This window comes from Streptomyces sp. NPDC048211 (assembly GCF_043202315.1).
GTDB lineage: Bacteria > Actinomycetota > Actinomycetes > Streptomycetales > Streptomycetaceae > Streptomyces.
In genome coordinates, this window is sequence record NZ_JBIDAD010000008.1 from 126,438 (window position 1) to 145,381 (window position 18,944).

Annotated in this window: 14 protein-coding genes; 5 read left to right on the forward strand and 9 right to left on the reverse strand. The window is 72.1% G+C overall.

What is annotated here, in order from left to right:
* Positions 1 to 7 precede the first annotated feature (7 nt).
* Positions 8 to 2,140: an N-6 DNA methylase gene (locus ACGFZA_RS27395; RefSeq protein ID WP_393682524.1), complete on the reverse strand. Its 2,133-nt coding sequence runs from the start codon at positions 2,138 to 2,140 to the stop codon at positions 8 to 10.
* A gap of 171 nt (positions 2,141 to 2,311) precedes the next feature.
* Here ACGFZA_RS27395 and ACGFZA_RS27400 point away from each other — a divergent pair, with 171 nt between their 5' ends.
* A complete protein-coding gene (locus ACGFZA_RS27400) occupies positions 2,312 to 3,058 on the forward strand; it encodes a hypothetical protein (RefSeq protein WP_393682526.1) in 747 nt (248 codons plus the stop codon).
* Between the two features lie 132 nt (positions 3,059 to 3,190).
* Here the strand turns inward: ACGFZA_RS27400 and ACGFZA_RS27405 are convergent, their stop codons facing one another.
* On the reverse strand, positions 3,191 to 3,949 hold the full coding sequence (locus ACGFZA_RS27405; protein ID WP_393682528.1) for an HNH endonuclease family protein: 759 nt from the start codon (positions 3,947 to 3,949) through the stop codon (positions 3,191 to 3,193).
* A gap of 132 nt (positions 3,950 to 4,081) precedes the next feature.
* Positions 4,082 to 4,948: a hypothetical protein gene (locus ACGFZA_RS27410; protein ID WP_393682530.1), complete on the reverse strand. Its 867-nt coding sequence runs from the start codon at positions 4,946 to 4,948 to the stop codon at positions 4,082 to 4,084.
* Between the two features lie 109 nt (positions 4,949 to 5,057).
* Between ACGFZA_RS27410 and ACGFZA_RS27415 the strand changes: the two genes are divergently transcribed.
* Positions 5,058 to 5,645, forward strand: a complete 588-nt coding sequence (locus tag ACGFZA_RS27415) for a TetR/AcrR family transcriptional regulator (protein WP_393682532.1) — start codon at positions 5,058 to 5,060, stop codon at positions 5,643 to 5,645.
* 114 nt (positions 5,646 to 5,759) lie between these two features.
* Positions 5,760 to 7,064: an SGNH/GDSL hydrolase family protein gene (locus ACGFZA_RS27420; RefSeq protein ID WP_393682534.1), complete on the forward strand. Its 1,305-nt coding sequence runs from the start codon at positions 5,760 to 5,762 to the stop codon at positions 7,062 to 7,064.
* Between the two features lie 106 nt (positions 7,065 to 7,170).
* Here the strand turns inward: ACGFZA_RS27420 and ACGFZA_RS27425 are convergent, their stop codons facing one another.
* The 6 genes from ACGFZA_RS27425 to ACGFZA_RS27450 form a co-directional block, all read right to left on the reverse strand.
* Positions 7,171 to 8,487 carry an MFS transporter gene (locus ACGFZA_RS27425; protein WP_393682536.1) on the reverse strand — a complete coding sequence of 439 codons (1,317 nt, stop codon included), beginning with the start codon at positions 8,485 to 8,487 and terminating at the stop codon, positions 7,171 to 7,173.
* Positions 8,484 to 9,281, reverse strand: coding sequence for an ArsR/SmtB family transcription factor (locus ACGFZA_RS27430; protein WP_393682538.1), 798 nt, complete (start codon positions 9,279 to 9,281; stop codon positions 8,484 to 8,486). Before ACGFZA_RS27430 ends, ACGFZA_RS27425 begins: the two co-directional genes overlap by 4 nt.
* Before the next feature lie 151 nt (positions 9,282 to 9,432).
* Complete coding sequence (gene mfd, locus ACGFZA_RS27435) at positions 9,433 to 12,963, reverse strand: transcription-repair coupling factor (RefSeq protein ID WP_393682540.1); 3,531 nt, start codon at positions 12,961 to 12,963, stop codon at positions 9,433 to 9,435.
* Between the two features lie 447 nt (positions 12,964 to 13,410).
* Positions 13,411 to 15,996, reverse strand: coding sequence for an ABC transporter permease (locus ACGFZA_RS27440; protein WP_393682542.1), 2,586 nt, complete (start codon positions 15,994 to 15,996; stop codon positions 13,411 to 13,413).
* Complete coding sequence (locus ACGFZA_RS27445; protein WP_385287631.1) at positions 15,993 to 16,763, reverse strand: ABC transporter ATP-binding protein; 771 nt, start codon at positions 16,761 to 16,763, stop codon at positions 15,993 to 15,995. The genes ACGFZA_RS27440 and ACGFZA_RS27445 overlap by 4 nt, the downstream gene beginning before the upstream one ends.
* A 358-nt stretch (positions 16,764 to 17,121) precedes the next feature.
* On the reverse strand, positions 17,122 to 17,733 hold the full coding sequence (locus ACGFZA_RS27450; protein ID WP_385287623.1) for a TetR family transcriptional regulator: 612 nt from the start codon (positions 17,731 to 17,733) through the stop codon (positions 17,122 to 17,124).
* Between the two features lie 73 nt (positions 17,734 to 17,806).
* Between ACGFZA_RS27450 and ACGFZA_RS27455 the strand changes: the two genes are divergently transcribed.
* Together ACGFZA_RS27455 and ACGFZA_RS27460 are read left to right on the forward strand one after the other, a co-directional pair.
* On the forward strand, positions 17,807 to 18,499 hold the full coding sequence (locus ACGFZA_RS27455) for an NAD(P)-dependent oxidoreductase (protein WP_393682545.1): 693 nt from the start codon (positions 17,807 to 17,809) through the stop codon (positions 18,497 to 18,499).
* Entirely contained in the window at positions 18,496 to 18,900 is a 405-nt protein-coding gene (locus ACGFZA_RS27460) for a pyridoxamine 5'-phosphate oxidase family protein (protein WP_385287618.1), read from the forward strand. The genes ACGFZA_RS27455 and ACGFZA_RS27460 overlap by 4 nt, the downstream gene beginning before the upstream one ends.
* Positions 18,901 to 18,944 lie beyond the last annotated feature (44 nt).

The window sequence follows — 18,944 nt, forward strand, 5'->3', positions numbered from 1 at the left end:
GTTCCGCTCACTTCGGCGTGACCGTTCCGTCCGTCAGTCCGTCGTACATCCCCTGGACGAGCCGTCCGCCGAGTTGGCCGGCGAGGCGTAGGGCGTCCTCGAAAGCGGCCAGGATGCGGAAGCGTTCGCCGTACCGCTGCTGCTCGGCCAGCGGCAGCCGGGGCAGTTGGAGGCGGCGGGCGTCGAGCCGGGTCGCGGTGGAGGCGTAGCTGCTGGCCTGGCGGTTGTTGGCGGTGCCGCGCAGGAAGCCGGCGAGGAACCAGGGGTCGAGTGCGGCCGGATCGGGGCGCAGCAGCTGGAGGTTGCGGCCGAGTGCGGCGCCCGCCGTGGCGTCGTCGATGACGCGGGCGACGGAGCCGCCGCCGAGCACGGGGACGACGACGTCGCCCGGTTCGACGAGCACGGGCTCCTCGTGCGGCCCGTCGGCGGGCAGGCTCCCCGACGGGGCGGCGGAGCCGAGGACGTCGTGCTCGGTGAGCACGGGCCCGGTGCCGGTGCCGGAGCCGCCGGTGCGGAGCTGGAGGGCGCCGGCCCGGGCGAGCTCGCCGACGGTGGTGAGCGGCCAGCGGGCGGGGGCGGAGACCTCGACGGGCGGCGGGGTGAGGCGGCCCGCGAGCCCCAGACTCTTCGTCAGCCGTTCCCTTACGTCGATCAGCTCGGCGGGTCCGTCCGCCGCGGCCGCTGCGGGCAGGTGGCGGGCAGGGGCCAGGTCGATGTCGTCGTCGAGGAGTTCGATGACCGGGACGACGCGGCTGGTGCCGAGCCGGGGGCGGCTGTTCTCTTCGCGCTCGCCGCTCGCACCGGCCTCACCGCTCGCGCCGCTCTCACGGCTCTCGCCTGTCTCACCGCCGAACGGTCGCCAGGCGTCGAGCACGGCGGCGTGCAGGGCCGGCCAGTCGAGCCGGTCGCGGCCGCTCCGGTCGGAGGCCGGTTCGGCGGGCTCGGCGGTGTCGACCAGGAGCAGTTCGGGCGAGGGGCGCGGCCCGGCGTCCGGCTTGCGCAGGACCCAGAGGTGGAGCGGGATGCCGTACGGGGGTGCGGCGCCGGCCGGGAGCGCGATGACGGCCCGCAGGGCGCCGCGCCGCAGCAGATCGGCGCGGATACGGCGGCCGGAGCGGCGCGACGCGGCGGCGGGCGGCATCAGCAGGACCGCGGTGCCGCCCTCGTGCAGATGGGCCAGCGCATGCTGCACCCAGGCGAGCTCGGACTCCGTGCGGGCGGGGAAGCCGTACTCCCAGCGCGGGTCGTAGGCGAGCTCGTGGTGTCCCCAGTTGCGCTCGTTGAACGGCGGATGGCAGAGCACGGCGTCGACGGTGAGGCCGGGAAAGGCGTCGGCGCGCAGGGTGTCACCGGTCCGCACGGCGAGCGTGCGCCCCGCGGAATCGGCGTGCAGGGCGAGCCGGAGCGCGGTGAGTGCCGCGAGGTCCGGGTCGTTCTCCTGCGCGTACAGCGCGTCCGGCCGCGCGACGGCGCCCAGCAGGGCCCCGGTCCCCGCCGCCGGGTCGAGGACGGTGCGCGGGGGCCGGCCGCCGGTGCCCGCCAGTGCGGCCATCAGCTCCGCGAGGCCGGGCGGGGTGAGCGTGTACTGCCGCGGGTTGGCGTCGAGCTGGCGCCCGAGCAGGAACTCGAAGGTCTCCCGGACCCCGGCCTCCGCGGCGAGTTCGGCGGCGGCGCGGAGCAGTGGCACGGAGGGCAGCAGTTCCGCACGGCCGGGGGTGCGTACGGCCCGTCCGGGTTCCGCTGCGGGGCCGAAGCGGTCGTCGAGCACCGCGCCGAGGGCGAGCGACAGCACACCGGCCATCGCCTCGTCCGCGACTGCGGTGAGCTCTCTCCAAGCGGCAGGGCTGCTCCGCATGAGCAACAGGGCGCTGCCCGTGTGGATCAGCGCGGGCATGGCACCCTCCGGATGGCCCGTCAGCTGTTGCCAGACCCGTTCACGGAGGGGGATCTCGGCGATCTTCCCCTGCTCGCGCAGCCACGACTCCACCGCGGACAGGGCGAACGACGGGCTCGTCTCGGTGCCGCCGACAGGCTGGGGGAAGTCGGCGTACCGGCGACGCCAGTTGCTGACGGCAGCGCGTCCCACGCCCGCGAGCCTGGCGATCCCGGCAGCGGTCACCTCTGTCGAGTTCTCCGGCACTGGCTGTCTCCCTGGTCGGTTGCCCTGTGCGGGCGAGCATACCGAGCCGACCTGTCAGCAGACCGTTCACAGCGTGTTCCCACCTCTCCCTCGTATTGAGTGTTGACTCGGTTCACAAAGACTGTCTGATGAGCGTGTCGTCACCCCATCAGCCTTCGGAGCCTTCTTCCCATGCGCCTTCTCGCCCGTACCGCCGTCAACACCCTCTGCGCCTTCACCGTGCTGGGTCTGGCCGCCTGCGGCACCGACACGCCCGCACCGAAGGACTCCGCGCCGAAGGAGTCCGCACCCTTCGCGGACCTCTCGGGCCCCGAGGTCGCCAACAAGGCCGTCACGGCCACCAAGAAGGTGAAGTCCCTGAAGATCGACGTCGACACGACGGCCGACGGGAGCAGGGTCTCCGCCCACCTCAGCAGCAACACGGCCGGAGACTGCACCGGCACGATGACCATCGGCCCGGTCGGGGCGATGGAGATCCGCAGGACCGGCGACACGGTCTACACGAAGTTCGACGAGGCGATGCTGCGCGAACAGTCCAAGGGCGAGCCCGCCGAGGACATCGACGCGGCGGTCGACATGCTCGCGGGTCACTGGCTGAAGTCGAAGGCGTCGGACCCCGACAACAAGGAGATGCTGGAACTCTGCGACCTGAGCTCCCTGCTGAAGGATTTCGAGGCCAACGACACAGGCGCCAAGAAGAGCGGGCGCACCACCGTCGACGGCCACCCCGCACTGCGCCTCACCGAGAAGGACAGCGAGGGCACGTACACGATCCTGGTGTCCACCGAGGGAGCGCCGTACATCCTCAAGGTCGACTCCAAGGGCGGCGACGACCCGATGTCGATGACGCTCTCCGAGTTCGACAAGCCCGTCGTGGTGAGCAAGCCCGCCGTGAAGGACATCGTCGACCCGGGCTGACCGCACCCGGGCGCCGCACTCGCGCCCGCACCGGGGCCCGGGCGGGACCCGTACGCCACCGCCGGGGGCGGGGGTGCCACGCCGGACGGCCCGGCCCCGGCGATACCGCCGGGGCCGGGCCGGTCATCCGGTTCAGCCCCCGCACAGCTCCAGCATGACCTTCTTGTCCGCTGTCGTGACCGGGAGTTCGTACTTCAGCGAGACCTGCGCGAACCGCAGCGCGTACGAACAGCGCACCGGCTTGTACGGCGGCAGCCACGACGCGGGACCCGAGTCGCGCTTGGCGTTGTTGGCCGGGCCGTCGACGGGAAGCAGATTGAGCGGGTCGTTCGCGATCTGCTGCCTCTTGGCCTCGTTCCAGCGGGCGGCGCCCATCTGCCAGTCGTAGGACAGCGGCATGACGTGGTCGATCTGGACCTTGGTGGCCTGCTGCTTGCGCCACTCGATGGCCGAGCCGGTGTACGGGTCCATGAGGGTCATGGCGATGACCACACAGTCCGAGCCGTCACGGAACCTGACCTTCCGGCCATCGCGGTTCAGCAGGTCGTTCCGCGTGTCACAGCCGTTCCGCGAGAGCGGGATGCCGTCGACCGAGTCCTTCCACGCGTAGCCGAACTTGTCGCGCTCGTAACCGGTCTTGGGGCCGCGCCCCTTGGTCGCCACCTTCTCGATGACCTTCCGGGCCGCCGCGCGGTCCGCGTCGGAGGTGAGGGGGGCGAGGCCCGGCTTCGTACCGTCGGGATTGTCCAACGGGCTGGCGCCGAAGCCGGTGCCGGACTGGCCGCCGCCGTTCGAGCTGCCGCTGGGCGACTCGGCACCGGACGTGATCGATTCGGGATCACAGCCGGTCAGGGCCAGCACCGCCGCCAGGCCCAGGGCCGGCACGATCACTCGACAATCGCGGGGAGATATCACTCGAAGCCGTCCTGACGGGGAGAAAGCCGAACCAACTCGGGAATTCTACGGACGTCTGCCCCGTCGGGACGTGTTCATGGCATCCGTTCACTCCGGATGCGTCGGGAGTCACACCTTGCCGATGCCCATCGTGTTCTCCGAAGGCAGCAGGCCGGAGCCGATCACCGCCACCCACAGCGGTCCGAGCAGCTCCACGAGTCGCTCCCGCTCCTGGTCGGTGAGGACTCGCCACGGAGCGGCCGCCGCCTCGTCCGTGCGCCGCTCAACCTCGGCGCGCAGCGCCCCGCCCGCTTCCGTCGCCGTACCGTCGTCCGCCACCAGGCCGCGCTTCGCGAGCCGTTCGCGAGCTTCGACCCACTCCCCGTCGCCCCATCCCCGGCTCGCGAAGACCTCCGGGCGCGCCGCGCCGATGGCGGCGAACGACACCAGCGCCTCGACCGGGTCGAGCTCCGCGGCGGCGAGCGCCGCGAGATGGCCGTCGCCGCGGTGTTCACGCAGGACCGTCGCCGCGTGCCAGAGCGCGAGGTGCGGTGCGTCCGGCCAGGGCAGTGCGGCGTTGGCGGCCGCGAGCGGACGGCCCGCCGTGTCGGCGGCCTCCGCGACGCGCCGCAGGAGCGTGGCGGCCTCGGCCGTCTCCGGAGCGGTGACCGCCTCCCCCAGCAGCGTCCCGTACGCGCGGTCGACGGCCCTGCGCCGCGCGGCGAGCACGGCGTCCGCCGAGGCGACGGACCAGGCGGCGGGAACGTACTCCCCCACCACCACCGGGCTGAAGCTGTAGAACGCCTCCGCGACCCTCCCCGCCCCGGCTTCCCCGAGCGGCGCCGCCCGCCAGGCGAAGTAGCTCGGCCAGCGCTCGTCGACGGCGTATCCGAGCGCCGAGGCCTCCTCGAACGCCTCCGGCGCGTAGTAGAGAACAGCGTGCAGGGGCTCCAGCAGGTGCCACATCTGCCGTACGCGACCCAACTCGTCGGACATGTCTCCGCCTTCCGCGGCAGCAGGATTGATCTAGCCGATGACTAGATAGCCAGCGTGCACCCGCACCGGGGAACTTGTCAATGACTAGATAGCGCGTAACCTGCTGTCCATGAGCAGCGACCGCACCTACCACCACGGCGACCTGCGGCGGGCCGTCCTCGCCACCGCACTCGACGTCATCCGTACCGAGGGCCCGGCCGCGCTGAGCCTGCGCGATCTGGCCCGCCGGGCCGGCGTCTCCCACGCCGCCCCCGCCCACCACTTCAAGGACCGCACCGGTCTGCTCACCGCCATCGCCACCGAGGGCTACGTCCTCTTCGCCGACGCCCTGGCCGACGCCCCGGACCTGCGCGAGCGGGGCGTGCGGTACGTACGGTTCGCCGCCGAGCACCCGGCCCACTTCCAGGTGATGTTCCAGCCCGAGCTCCACCGCATCGACGACCCGGACCTCATCGCGGCGAAGGTGCGGGCGACGGTGGAGCTGCGCGCGGGCGTCGACGGCCTCCCCTCCGGCGGCGGGGACGATGCCCGGCTCACCGGCGTGGCCGCTTGGTCCCTGGCCCACGGCTTCGCCACCCTGTTGCTCAGCGGGAACCTGAGCGGGGCGGTGGGCGACCGGGACCCGGAGGAGGTGTTCAGGACGCTCACCGGACTGTTCTTCCACCGCACACACCCGACTGACGCCCCCGGGGAATAGCCGGAGCCTTCGCACGATTGCCCAAGGCGTGCGCACGTGATCCACGGAACGGCCGTCCCAAGGGTCCGAAGAACCTGAAGAGTCCGAAGAGTCCGAAGAACGAGGGCGGAAATCATGGGAACCACGAACGCGACCCGGCGTGCGGGTGTCGCACTGTTATCAGCACTCACGCTGCTGGCACTGCCGGTCGTCGGCGGGCAGGTCGCCGGCACCTCCGCGACCGCGGCGGCGGCCGGTCCCGGCGCCGCGCAGCGGCCGAACCCCGGGAGCTGGCAGGGCGGCTGGGCCGCCTCACCGCAGGCGCCCACCGAGGCCTTCACACCGAACTGGTCCCAGCAGGGCTTCGCGGACCAGACGGTCCGCCAGGTCGTACGGGTCAGCACCGGTGGCACCCGGGCCCGCATCGAACTGTCCAACCGCTACGGCGGCACGCCGCTGCGGATCACCGGGGCCACGGTGGCCCGGACGGACAACGGGGCGTCGGTCGAGAAGGGTTCGGTCCGGCAGCTGACCTTCGGCGGGCACCACTCGACGACCGTTCCGGCGGGCTCCGATGCGACCAGTGACGCGGTGCCGTTCCGGACCCGGGCCCTGGAGTCGCTGACCGTCACGCTGTACCTGGCCGGGCCGACCGGGCCCGCCACCTTCCACATGATGTCGTCGTCGACGAGTTACCGGGCGCGGGGCGATCACCGTGCCGACCGCGGCGGAGCGGCGTTCACGGAGACCAGCGAGTCCTGGTACTACCTCACGGGCGTCGAGGTCAGCGGCGGTGGAATACCGCCCAGGAACGGGGTCGTGGCCTTCGGCGACTCCATCACCGACGGCGTCGGATCCACCCCGGACACGGACAACCGCTACCCCGACGAACTGGCGGAGCGGTTCGCCGCCGCCGGCCGGCCGCGCAGCGTCGTCAACCAGGGCATCGGCGGCAACCAGGTCACCAACGACACGGACTGGTTCGGGGAGAAGGGCGTGGTCCGCTTCGAGAAGGACGTGCTCGGCGAGCCCGGCGTGGGCACGGTCATCGTACTGGAGGGCATCAACGACATCGGGGCGAGCGCCGCGGGCGGGGTGGGCGCCCCCACCCCCGAGGTGTCGGTCGCGCAACTGATCGCCGGACACCGCTCATTGATCCGGCAGGCGCACGCCAGGGGCATCAGGGTGATCGGGGCGACGCTGACGCCCATCAAGGGTTCGTTCTACGACAGCCCGGTCAACGAGGCCAAGCGCGATGCCGTCAACGCCTGGATCCGCACCTCGGGCGCGTACGACGACGTGGTCGATCTGGACCGCGCCGTGTCCGACCCCGCCGACCGGGACAGCATCGCCCCGGCCTACGACTCCGGCGACCACCTGCACCCGGGCGACGCGGGCTACCGGGCGATGGCCGAGGCGCTGGACCTGCGCACGCTCTGACGGCAGGGCCGCGGCCCCTCCGCCACCGGAACGCGGCGGAGGGGCCGCACGGGGACGGAGGGGCCGCACGGGGGCTGGGGCGCACGGGGGCTGGGGCGTCGGCCGGTCAGGTGGATGCCGGTCGGCCGGCGTCCGGCACGTCGTCGGGCGCCCGCGCGCCCGGCAGGGCGTTCAGGGTGCGGATGCGCGGGATCGGCGAAGGCAGCAGCCACAGCACCGAGAGGGCCCCGCCCACCGCGGCGACGATCAGCGTCGTCCGCAGCCCGGCAGCCGTGGCGAGCGCGCCCCCGGCGACCGCGCCCAGCGGGCGGACGCCGTAGTTGAGCGTGCTGTACGCCCCCGCGACCCGGCTGCGCAGGCCGTCCGGGATCACCGTCGCCTGGAGCGAGTTGAGGTTGACGTCGAACAGCATGACGCCGAAGCCGGAGAGGAACTCCGCCGCGGCCAGCGTTCCGGCACCGAGCCAGGGCGGGCCGCCCGCCGCGGCGGCGAGCGCGAGCGGTGCGGGGAACATCACGGCACCCGCGACGATGCTGCGGCCCACGCCGAGCCGCCGGGAGATGACGGGCGCGCACACCGCGCCGAGCAGCGCGCCGGTCGCCCCGGTCCCGAGCGCGAGGCCGATCGCCCCGGCGGACAGGCCCAGGCTCCGGGTGGCGAACAGCACGAGCAGCCCGCTGCCTGCGACGAAGGTGAAGAAGTTGACCGTGGCCGCGCAGCCGAGGGTGGCCCGCAGCACCGGGTGGCGCACGACGAACGCCAGGCCCTCGCGGGCGCGTCGCAGCAACGGGACCGCGGGCGTGTCCCGATCGGCCTTCGCCGGATCGCCCCCCGGGACACGGCCGATCAGGACCGCCGACGCCACGAACGTCACGGCGTCCACCACGACGGCCACGGGCGCGGTGAGTGCCTGGACGAGCACGCCGCCGATGGCGGGGCCCGCCACCTGGGAGACCGAACGGCTGGCGCTGAGCTTGCTGTTGGCGTCGACGTAGGAGGTGCGCGGGACGAGGCGTACGAAGAACGGCGGGTAGGCGGTGTTGAACAGCACCCCGGCGGCGCCCGCCAGGATCGCCACTGCGTACAGGTGCGGGAGCGTCACCGCCCCCAGCGCGTAAGCCACCGGCAGACTCAGCAGGAACGCGGCGCGCAGCAGGTCGGCGGCGATCATCAGGCGGCGCTTGCGGGGCCGTTGGTCGACCCAGGCGCCCAGGACGATCGCGAGGAGGTTGGGGGCCCAGACGAGCGCGGTCAGCCAGGCGACCTGGTTGGCCGACGCGTCCAGGGCGTCGACCGCGATCAGCGGCAGGGCGAGCTCGGTGACCCGGTCGCCGAACTGGGAGACGGAGTGCCCGGCCCAGAAGCGGGTGAATCCGCGGTCGCGCCACAGCGATATGGCGGGGGGCCGGTCCTCGCCGTTCATGACGGCCGCCCTGCCCGCTCCTCGCCCCGCTCCCCGCCGGTCTCCGCCCCGCCGCCTTCCGCAGAAGCCCGCACCCCGGTGCCGCCCGGAGAAGCCACCGCCCCTCCACCGTCCGCAGAAGCCTGCGCCCCATTGCCTGCCGAAGGAACCTGCTCGCCGCCACCGTCCGCAGGAGCCTGCTCGCCGTCGCCCCCCGGCAGCGTCTGCTCCCCGTCGCCATCCGGCAGGACGTACCGCATCAGCCGGACACCACGACTGGCGGCCGGACGGTCCGCCGGGTCCCGGGTGACGTACGGCGCGAGCACGCGCTCCATCTCGTCCTGGATGGCGGCGAGTTCCTCGGCGGAGACCATGACGCGGGTGTACGCCAGCCCGGCCGGACCGCGCCACGCCGGATCGAGTCCGGGCTCGACCTCGGCGGCCCAGCGGCCCGGGACGTCCGCGTAGCGCAGGAACATCTGGCGCGAGAGCTCCCGCGCCGCGGACCTGCCCTCGCCGTCCGCCGGGTCCCGCGGCTCCTCGAACCGGAAGCCGCGCGCGACCGCCTCCCACCGCCGCTGCCGGCGGTCCGGGCCGGGCTCGCTGTCGCGGACCAGCCCGAAGGACGCGAGGTGGCGCAGGTGCCAGCTGGTCACCGAGGGGGTCGCGCCCACGTCCGGGGCGAGCTGGGTCGCCGTCGCCGGACCGTTCCGGCGCAGGTGGTCGAGGATCGCAAGACGCACCGGATGCGCCAGCGCACGCATCGCCTGCGGGTCGGTGATCTCGATGTCGCCCATGCGGTTACTGGAGTCCATGGCGTGAGAGCATCCTCTCACAATTCGTGAGAGTCAACTCTCACGTTCATGGCATCCAGTGACGCGTGGAGCGCTCCCCGCCGTTCCGCCCCCTTACGGCCGTTACGTCCTCTCGCGCCGCTCATGGCTCCTCACGAACCCTCCCGAAACCTCACGACCCCAGGATCGTCGTCAGGAACTCCCCGGTCCACGCCAGCAGTTCGCGTCCCACCACCGGCTTGCCGCCGATCCTGCCCCCGGTGGGGCGCGGCACCAGGATCTGGTGCAGGGCCGGCTTGATGATCGTCTTCGGGTACAGGCGCTTCAGGCGCAGCTCCTGCGACTCGCGCAGCTCCACCGGCGCGAACCGGATGTTCGACCCCTGGAGCACGATGTCCCCGACCCCGCAGGCGCGGGCCAGCATGCGCAGGCCCGCCACCAGCAGGAGGTTCTCGACCGGCTCCGGGAGCTTGCCGTAACGGTCGGTGAGCTCCTCGCGCACCGCCCTGATGTCCTCCTCCGAGGAGGCCGAGGCGATGGAGCGGTAGGCCTGCAGGCGCAGCCGCTCGCCGGGGGCGTAGTCGTGCGGGACGTGCGCGTCGACCGGGAGCTCGATCTTGACCTCCAGGGGCGGCTCCTCCTCCACCTCGCCTTCGAGGGAGGCCCGGTAGCCGGCCACCGCCTCGCCGACCATGCGGATGTACAGGTCGAAGCCGACCCCCGCGATGTGGCCGGACTGTTCGCCGCCCAGAAGGTTTCCCGCACCGCGGATTTCGAGGTCCTTCATGGCCACGTACATGCCCGCGCCCATTTCGGTGTGCTGGGCGATCGTGGCCAGGCGCTCGTGGGCCGTCTCGGTGAGCGGCTTCTCCGGCGGGTAGAGGAAGTAGGCGTAACCGCGGTCGCGGCCACGGCCGACGCGGCCGCGCAGCTGGTGGAGCTGGGAGAGGCCGAAGTTGTCGCCGCGCTCCACGATGAGGGTGTTGGCGTTGGAGATGTCGATGCCGGACTCGACGATCGTGGTGGAGACCAGCACGTCGAACTTCTTCTCCCAGAAGTCCACCACCACCTGTTCCAGGGCCTGTTCGGACATCTGGCCGTGGGCGGTGGCGATCCTGGCCTCGGGGACGATCTCGCGCAGCCGGGCGGCGGCGCGGTCGATGGACTCGACCCGGTTGTGGATGTAGAACGCCTGGCCCTCACGGAGCAGTTCGCGGCGGATCGCCGCGCCGATCTGCTTCTCCTCGTACGGGCCGACGAAGGTCAGGACCGGGTGGCGTTCCTCGGGCGGGGTGGTGATCGTCGACATCTCGCGGATGCCGGTCACCGCCATTTCGAGCGTACGGGGGATGGGCGTCGCGGACATGGTGAGGACGTCCACGTTGGCGCGGAGCTTCTTCAGCTGCTCCTTGTGCTCGACGCCGAAGCGCTGCTCCTCGTCGACGATGACCAGGCCCAGGTCCTTGAACTTCGTCTCGGAGGAGAACAGGCGGTGGGTGCCGATGACCAGGTCGACGGAGCCTTCGCGGAGCCCTTCGAGGGTCGCCTTGGACTGGGTCTCGGACTGGAAGCGGCTCAGCGCCCGTACGTTGACGGGGAACTGGGCGTACCGCTCGGTGAAGGTGCCGTAGTGCTGCTGGACCAGGAGGGTCGTGGGGACGAGGACGGCGACCTGCTTGCCGTCCTGGACCGCCTTGAAGGCCGCCCGGACCGCGATCTCCGTCTTGCCGTAGCCGACGTCGCCGCAGATCAGCCGGTCCATGGGGACGGACTTCTCCATGTCCTCCTTGACCTCGGCGATGGTGGAGAGCTGGTCGGGCGTCTCCGCGTGCGGGAAGGCGTCCTCCAGTTCGCGCTGCCAGGGGGTGTCCGGGCCGAAGACGTGGCCGGGGGCCGCCATCCGGGCCGCGTAGAGCTTGATCAGGTCGCCGGCGATCTCCTTGACGGCCTTCTTGGCGCGCGCCTTCGTCTTGGTCCAGTCGGCGCCGCCGAGCCGGTGCAGGGTGGGGGCCTCGCCGCCCACGTACTTGGTGACCTGTTCCAGCTGGTCGGTCGGGATGTAGAGCCGGTCGCCGGGCTGGCCGCGCTTGGCGGGGGCGTACTCGACGAGGAGGTACTCGCGGGTGGCGCCCTGCACCGTGCGCTGCACCATCTCGATGTAGCGGCCCACGCCGTGCTGCTCGTGGACGATGTAGTCGCCCGTCTCCAGCGTCAGCGGGTCGATGCTCTTGCGGCGGCGGGCCGGCATCCGGCCCAGGTCCTTGATGGCGGTGCGCTGGCCGGTCAGGTCCGTCTCGGTGAGGACGGCGATCCTGAGCTCGTGGTCGACGAAGCCGTGGTCGATGGCACCGCAGGAGACGTGGACGAGGGACGGGGAGATCTCGGCGAGGTCCGCGTCCAGTCGGGCCGGGATGCCTTCGCCGCTCAGCACCTCGACGGTACGGGAGGCGAGACCCTGGCCCTCGGTGACGTAGACCGTACGCCAGCCCTCGGCCAGCCAGCCCTTGGTGTCGGCGAGCGCGCGGGCGGTGTCGCCGCGGTACGCCTCCGGGGCGTGCATCCGGAGCTTGAGGGTGTCGGCGCCCAGTTCCTCGTCCGCCGCGAACGGGGAGAGGGACCACCACATCATCTCCAGCTCGCGGGCCCGGTCGCGGACGTCCGCGATGCCGCGCAGGGAGGCCGCGCCGACGTCGATCGGGGCCTCGCCGCCGCCCGCGGTGGCCGCCCACGACGCCTCCAGGAACTCCTGGCTGGTGGCGACCAGGTCCGCGGCCCGGGTACGGACCCGCTCGGGGTCGCAGACCACGGCCATGGAGCCCTCGGGCAGGACGTCGATCAGCAGTTCCATGTCGTCCACGAGGACCGGCGCGAGGGACTCCATGCCCTCCACCGCGATGCCCTCGGCGATCTTGTTGAGGAGTTCGCCCAGCTCGGGGTGGGCCTCGGCGAGCGCGGCGGCCCGTTCGCGGACCTCGTCGGTCAGCAGCAGCTCGCGGCAGGGCGGCGCCCACAGTCCGTGTTCGGCGATCTCCAGCGACCGCTGGTCGGCGACCTTGAAGTAGCGGATCTCCTCGACGTCGTCGCCCCAGAACTCCACCCGGAGCGGATGCTCCTCGGTCGGCGGGAAGACGTCCAGAATGCCGCCGCGTACGGCGAACTCACCGCGCTTCTCGACCAGTTCGACCCGGGCGTACGCGGCGGCCGCGAGCGCCTCGACCGTGCGGCCGAGATCCGCGCTCTGCCCGATCCGCAGCGCCACGGGCTCCAGGTCGCCGAGCCCCTTGACCTGCGGCTGGAGCACGGAACGGATCGGTGCGACGACGACGGAGACCGGCCCGGTCTCCGGGTCGTCCTGCCTCGGGTGCACGAGCCGCCGCAGCACGGCGAGCCGGCGCCCCACGGTGTCGGAGCGGGGCGACAGGCGCTCGTGCGGCAGCGTCTCCCAGGACGGGTACTCCGCGATCGTGTCCGGCGGCAGCAGCGTGCGCAGCGCGGCCGCCAGGTCCTCGGCCTCGCGCCCGGTCGCGGTGACGGCGAGCACGGTCCGTCCGGTGTCGCGGGCCAGTGCCGCCACGGCGAAGGGGCGCGCGGCGGGTGGACCGACCAGGTCGATGTGCATCCGGTGGCCGTCCCCGGCGGCCTTCACCGCTTCGGACAGCGCCGGGTCATGTACGACGACATCCAGCAGACCGTGCAGGCTCATGAAGGGCTTCCGTCCGGGTAACGAGGGCGAGATCTGACAGCCGGCTGCTGCCAGGGGCAACGCGAAGGGCCCGACACGTCGCACGGGCCGGGGTGTCCAGCGTACGACTCCGGGGTGACCGTCGCTTCCGCAACCGGGCTGCGCGCCGCGCGGCAGAGGGCGCGAGCGCACCTACGGAATCCGGCCTCCGGGGCGTTTGGAGGAACGCCCCGGAGGCCGGAGCCGTCAGTCTACGACGGCCACCGCGTCCCCGGTCCGTGACGGCCGGGTGCGCTCCACCGCTTCCGCGGCCCCGGGACCACACGCCCGGAAGTGGACGGCCACCCGGCGGACCGATGACGGACCGGTGACGGACCGCCTCAGCTGGTGAAGGCAGGCAGCCGGCGGCCCCGAGGGGTGCCGCCGGCTGCCTGCTCCTGGTTCCCGGGCCCGCGGACGGGCCCCGCCTCACCCGTCCGTGGCGATGGCGTTCAGGACGTTCATCCGCCCGGCCCGGAAGGCCGGGACCAGCGCCGCGAACAGTCCCACGAAGGCCGAGGCGACGAACACCGTGATGATCGTCGGCCACGGGATCTCCAGGACGCCGAGGCCCTCCAGTGCCAGCAGCTTCTGGGCCGAGGTGCCCCAGCCCATGCCCAGACCGAGGCCGAGCAGGGCGCCGAACAGGGCGATGACCACGGACTCCAGCCGGATCATCCGGCGCAGCTGGCGGCGGGAGAGGCCGATGGCGCGCATCAGACCGATCTCGCGGGTCCGCTCGACGACCGACAGGGCGAGGGTGTTCACGACCCCGAGCACCGCGACGACGATCGCCAGGGCGAGCAGGCCGTAGACGATGTTCAGCAGCTGGCCGATCTGGTCCTTCAGGTTCTGCTTGAAGTCGGTCTGGTCGAACACCTTGACCGTCGGATCGCCGGCCACGGCCGCCTTGAGCGATTCGTACGCCTGGTCCTGCTGGTCCGGTGCCGCCTTCGCGAACAGCACCGAGTCCAGGGGCATGCTGTCGGCCGGGACGTACCGCGCGACCGTGGTGAGGTTCGTGTACATCGCCCCGGAGTCGAGCGCGGAGTCGTCGGAGGTGACCGCGGCGATCTTCAGCCGGGCCGTCCTGCCGTGGTCGAAGGCGGCCGTCAGCTCGTCACCGACCTCGACCCCGTGGCGCTCCGCGAACTTCGAGCCGACGGACATCGCGTCCTTGCCGTAGACGGCGGAGAGGTCTCCCGAGAGCGTGTCGCGGGAAAGATCCTGTGTGTACGTCGGATCGGTGGCGCTCAGGCCCACCTTCGCGGTGGAGCCGTCCGGCAGGGTCAGCCGGGCCGGCACCTCCTTCGCGTGCGTGACGTGTGCGAGGTGCGGGGCGCCCTCGACCGCCGCGCTGGTCTGCTTGGTGAGCGGCCTGCCGTCACCGCCGCCCACCTGCACGATGAAGTCCGCCCCCACCGACTTGTCCAGTGCGTCCGTGGCCGAGGCCACCATGGAGGAGCCCACCACCGACAGGCAGGCCACCAGGGCCAGGCCGATCATCAGGGCCGCACCGGTCGCACCGGTACGCCGCGGGTTGCGCAGCGCGTTGCGCTCGGCCAGCCGGCCGACCGGGCCGAAGAACCTGAGGACGACGACGCTGAGTGCCCGTACGACGACCCCGGCGAGCAGCGGGCCGATGACGATGAAGCCGATGAGGGTGAGGACCACACCCAGGCCGAGGTAGAGCGAGCCGTCGCTCGACTTGTCCGCCTGCGTCGTGGCCCAGAGGGCGGCCGCGCCGCCGCCGGTGAGGACGAGGCCGATGGCGGCCCTGATCCACCCGGACTTGGCGTCCGCCGGCGTTCCGGCGTCGCGCAGGGCGGCCATCGGGGAGACCTTGCCGGCCCGGCGGGCCGGGACGTAGGCGGCCAGGACGGTCACGATGATGCCGAGCGCGAGCCCGACCACCGGGGTCGTCCAGGCGACGGTGAGGTCGCCGGTGGACAGCTCCATACCGATGGCGCCCATCAGTTTCATCAGCCCGACCGCCAGACCGACGCCGGCCACGACGCCGAGGACCGATCCGACGATGCCGAGGAGCACCGCTTCGAGCAGCACCGACCGGTTGACCTGCTTGCGGCTGGAGCCGATGGCCCGCATCAGGCCGATCTCGCGGGTCCGCTGGGCGACCAGCATCGAGAAGGTGTTGACGATCAGGAAGATGCCGACGAGGAAGGCGATCCCGGCGAAGCCGAGCATCGCGTACTTCATGACGTCGAGGAAGTCGCCCATGGAGTCCTTGTTGGCCTCCGCGGCCTCCTTCTGGGTCTGCACCTTGTACGCGGCCGAGCCGTCCAGCGCGGCGCTGACGCTCTGCTTCAACCGGGCGTCGCTGACGCCGGGTTCGGCGGTGATGGAGATCTGGGTGAAGACGTCGGCGCTGCCGAGGAGCTTGCGCTGGGCGGTGGCCGTGTCGAGGTAGACGATGGCCGCGCCCGGGTTGGTGACCTTGAAGGTGGCGATACCGCTGATGCGCGCCCTGATGTCGCCGGTGACCGCGATGGTGCGCAGCTCGTCGCCGATCTTCAGGTTGTGCTTGTCCGCGGTGTCGGCGTCGACCATGACCTCGGTCGGGCCGCGCGGGGCGTGGCCGGAGGTGATCTCCATGGAACGCAGGTCGTTCTGCGTCCAGTTGCCGGCGATCGTCGGGGCTCCCGTGTCGGACCCCATGTTCTTGTTGTGGCTGTCGACGACGGTGACCGCGGAGCTGGAGACGGCGCCCTCGGCCGTCTTGACCCCGTCGGCCTTCTCGACCTGGGCGATCACGGAGGCGGGCAGCGACTGGGGCTTGCCGTTCCCGGGGGTCTCGTCGGCCTTCGCCGTCTTCGGGCTGACGGTGACGTCGGCCGAGGTCGCGGCGAAGAGCTTGTCGAACGTGGTGTTCATCGTGTCGGTGAAGACGAGCGTGCCGCACACGAACGCCACCGACAGCAGGACGGCGACGGCGGAGAGCGCCATGCGTCCCTTGTGCGCGAAGAAGTTGCGCATCGAGGTCTTCCACACGGTCATGACGTCCGCCCGCGCGCGTCGAAGTCCTTCATGCGGTCCAGCACCTGGTCGGCGGTGGGGTTGAGCATCTCGTCGACGATGCGTCCGTCCGCGAGGTACAGCACGCGGTCGGCGTAGGAGGCGGCGACCGGGTCGTGGGTGACCATGACGATGGTCTGGCCGAGCTCGTCGACGGACTTGCGGAGGAAGTTCAGCACCTCGGCGCCGGCCCGCGAGTCCAGGTTCCCGGTCGGCTCGTCACCGAAGATGATCTCCGGCTGGGCGGCGAGTGCCCGGGCGACCGCGACGCGCTGCTGCTGGCCGCCGGAGAGCTCGGTCGGCCGGTGCTTGAGCCGCTCGGCGAGGCCGACGGTCTCGACGACCTGCCGGAGCCAGGCGGCGTCCGGCTTACGGCCCGCGATGTCCATCGGCAGCGTGATGTTCTCCAGCGCGTTGAGCGTCGGCAGGAGGTTGAACGCCTGGAAGATGAAGCCGATGCGGTCGCGGCGCAGCTGGGTGAGCTTCTTGTCCTTGAGTCCGGTGATCTCGGTCTCGGCGAGGTGGATCTGTCCGGAGGTCACGGTGTCCAGGCCGGCGAGGCAGTGCATCAGCGTGGACTTGCCGGAGCCGGACGGGCCCATGATGGCCGTGAACTGGCCGCGGGCGATGTCGACGTCGACGTGGTCGAGCGCGACGACCCGGGTCTCGCCGACCCCGTACGCCTTGACGACCTGCCGCGCTCGCGCAGCCACGGCCGTACGCCCTCCAGTGCCCCCGTGCCTGGTCATGGTTACAGCCGTTGTCACGGTTTTTCTCCTATGTCGGCGGACGACGGGTTGTCGCCGTTCTGCTGTGAAGTCTGGTCGCTGGAGGGGGTCCGGCGCGCTGGTGCCCAGCGCAGTCTTCGGGTGGGGTTTTCCCCACCCCGCCCCCTGTGGTCTGCCGCGGTCGCGGTGCGTTCCCGGTGCATGACCACGCTACGGAGCGGGCGGGGCGGACCACGTCCTCCGCCGGGAGGAACGGCCCCTGGGCCGGAGTAAGGAGCTACCCCTAGGGGTCTGGGCCCCTGGGTGGAGAGGTCTCTCAGGGGCTGCACCCGTGGGTCCCGGCCGCTGGGTGGAGCGGCGGGGGCCCGGCGCGGGCGTCTCAGGCCCTGTGGCCTGCTCCGGTGCGCTTCCTCGGGGCCAGTGCCGCGCGCAGGGCGGGGGTGAGGACGGTGCGCGTCTGAGCCGGGGTGAGGGCGGCCGGGGTGGCGAGCGGATTGAGGTAGCGGGTGTAGATGAGCCCGCCGAGGATCGTCACGACGGCGGTGGCACGGGCGGTCGCGTCGGGGCCGCCGAGGAATTCAACAAGGCGGGCCAGCAGTTCGCGTTCCAGGTATTCGCGGATCACAGCGGCGGCCTCCTCGCCCTGCGCGGTCAGCCGGCGGAAGTCCGCGTCCTCCCACAGGTCCGTCACCGCGTCGATCAGCCGGCCGGGAAGCGTGGCCGGATCACCGCCGAGGACCTCGTCCACCGCCAGCGCGTTGGCGCACTGGAACTGCATCACGTCGGCGAACAGGCCCTTCTTCGAGCCGAAGTGGTACGCGATCAGCGCCGCGTCGACCCCGGCGGCCCCGGCCACCGCGCGCAGGGTCGTGGCCCGGTAGCCGCGCTCCAGGAACAGCGCACGGGCCACCGGGACGATCGACTCGCGGGTCGGCGGATTGCCGCGGGGGCGGCCTCGGGTCCGGGCGGCGGCGGGGACGGCGTTATTCATCAGCGTTGAGCCTGCGTTCCGTGGTCGGCACAGTCAAGGCCGTTCCGCCACCGACACGAAGGACCACGACACCATGCGTATCGCAGTCTTCGGCGCCAACGGACCGACCGGCAGCCATCTCACCGAACAGGCCCTCGCCGCCGGTCACCAGGTCGTCGCCGTCACCCGCCGCCCCGGCTCCCTGCCCGCACGCCCCGGCCTCACCGTGGCCGTCGCCGATGCCACCGACCCCGCGGCCGTCGACGCTGCGATCGGCGGGACCGACGCCGTACTCTCCGCGCTGGGCACACGCTTCAGCAAGCAGACCGTCACCACGTACTCGGCGAGCGCCACGGCGATCACCGAAGCCATGGCCCGCCACGGCATCGGGCGGCTGCTCACCGTCAGCTCCAGCATCGCCGACCCGGACTGGCGGCCCACCGGCGCGCACTTCTTCAACCATGTGCTCGACCCGCTGGTCAACCGCCGCCTCGGCCGCACCCTCCACGAGGACATGCGCCGCATGGAGGCCGTGATCCGCCGGACCGGCCTCGACTGGACCCTCGTACGCCCGTCGGGCCTCTTCGAGCACCCCGTCGTCACGGACTACCGCACCGAGCGGACCAGCGCCGACGGCGTCTTCACCGCCCGTGCGGACCTCGCCGCGAGCATGCTGCGCGAGCTGACGGAGCGGCGCTACGTCCGTGCGGCCATGGGCGTCGTCACCACCGCCGTGAGACCGAACATCGCCAAGCTGATCTGGAACGAGGGCGTGAAGAAGAAGTGAGCCGGACGGCCAACGAACTCACCTCCGGCGAGAGGGAGTTCCTCGCCCTCCCCCGCACGGCCACGCTCACCACCCTGCGCCCGGACGGCACCCCGCACGTGGCCCCCGTCCGCTTCACCTACGACGCGTCCACCCGTCTGGCGCGGGTGACCACCCGGGCGGGAGCCCGCAAGTCCCGCAACATGGCGGCGCGGGGCGCGGGGGCGCCCGTCGCGCTCTGCCAGGCGGACGGCTTCCGCTGGATCACCCTCGAAGGCCGGGCCGAGGTCAGCGACGACCCGGTACGCCTGGCAGCGGCGGTCAGCCGCTACACCGCCCGCTACGGGGCGGCCCCGCCCACCCCGCCGGACCTGGTCGTCGTCGAGATCACCGTCGACCGCGTCCTGAGCCCGGGCCTGTGACCCGTACGGAATCGAAAACCCCGAACCGAAAGTGATGTGACACC

Coding starts and splice junctions, on each gene's coding strand:
- ACGFZA_RS27400 (WP_393682526.1), top strand. CDS start 2,312: ATGCGCCTTCTCGCCCGTACCGCCGTCAACACCCTCTGCGCCTTCACC.
- ACGFZA_RS27410 (WP_393682530.1), bottom strand. CDS start 4,948: ATGTCCGACGAGTTGGGTCGCGTACGGCAGATGTGGCACCTGCTGGAG.
- ACGFZA_RS27415 (WP_393682532.1), top strand. CDS start 5,058: ATGAGCAGCGACCGCACCTACCACCACGGCGACCTGCGGCGGGCCGTC.
- ACGFZA_RS27420 (WP_393682534.1), top strand. CDS start 5,760: ATGGGAACCACGAACGCGACCCGGCGTGCGGGTGTCGCACTGTTATCA.
- ACGFZA_RS27425 (WP_393682536.1), bottom strand. CDS start 8,487: ATGAACGGCGAGGACCGGCCCCCCGCCATATCGCTGTGGCGCGACCGC.
- ACGFZA_RS27430 (WP_393682538.1), bottom strand. CDS start 9,281: ATGGACTCCAGTAACCGCATGGGCGACATCGAGATCACCGACCCGCAG.
- mfd (WP_393682540.1), bottom strand. CDS start 12,963: ATGAGCCTGCACGGTCTGCTGGATGTCGTCGTACATGACCCGGCGCTG.
- ACGFZA_RS27440 (WP_393682542.1), bottom strand. CDS start 15,996: ATGACCGTGTGGAAGACCTCGATGCGCAACTTCTTCGCGCACAAGGGA.
- ACGFZA_RS27445 (WP_385287631.1), bottom strand. CDS start 16,763: ATGACCAGGCACGGGGGCACTGGAGGGCGTACGGCCGTGGCTGCGCGA.
- ACGFZA_RS27450 (WP_385287623.1), bottom strand. CDS start 17,733: ATGAATAACGCCGTCCCCGCCGCCGCCCGGACCCGAGGCCGCCCCCGC.
- ACGFZA_RS27455 (WP_393682545.1), top strand. CDS start 17,807: ATGCGTATCGCAGTCTTCGGCGCCAACGGACCGACCGGCAGCCATCTC.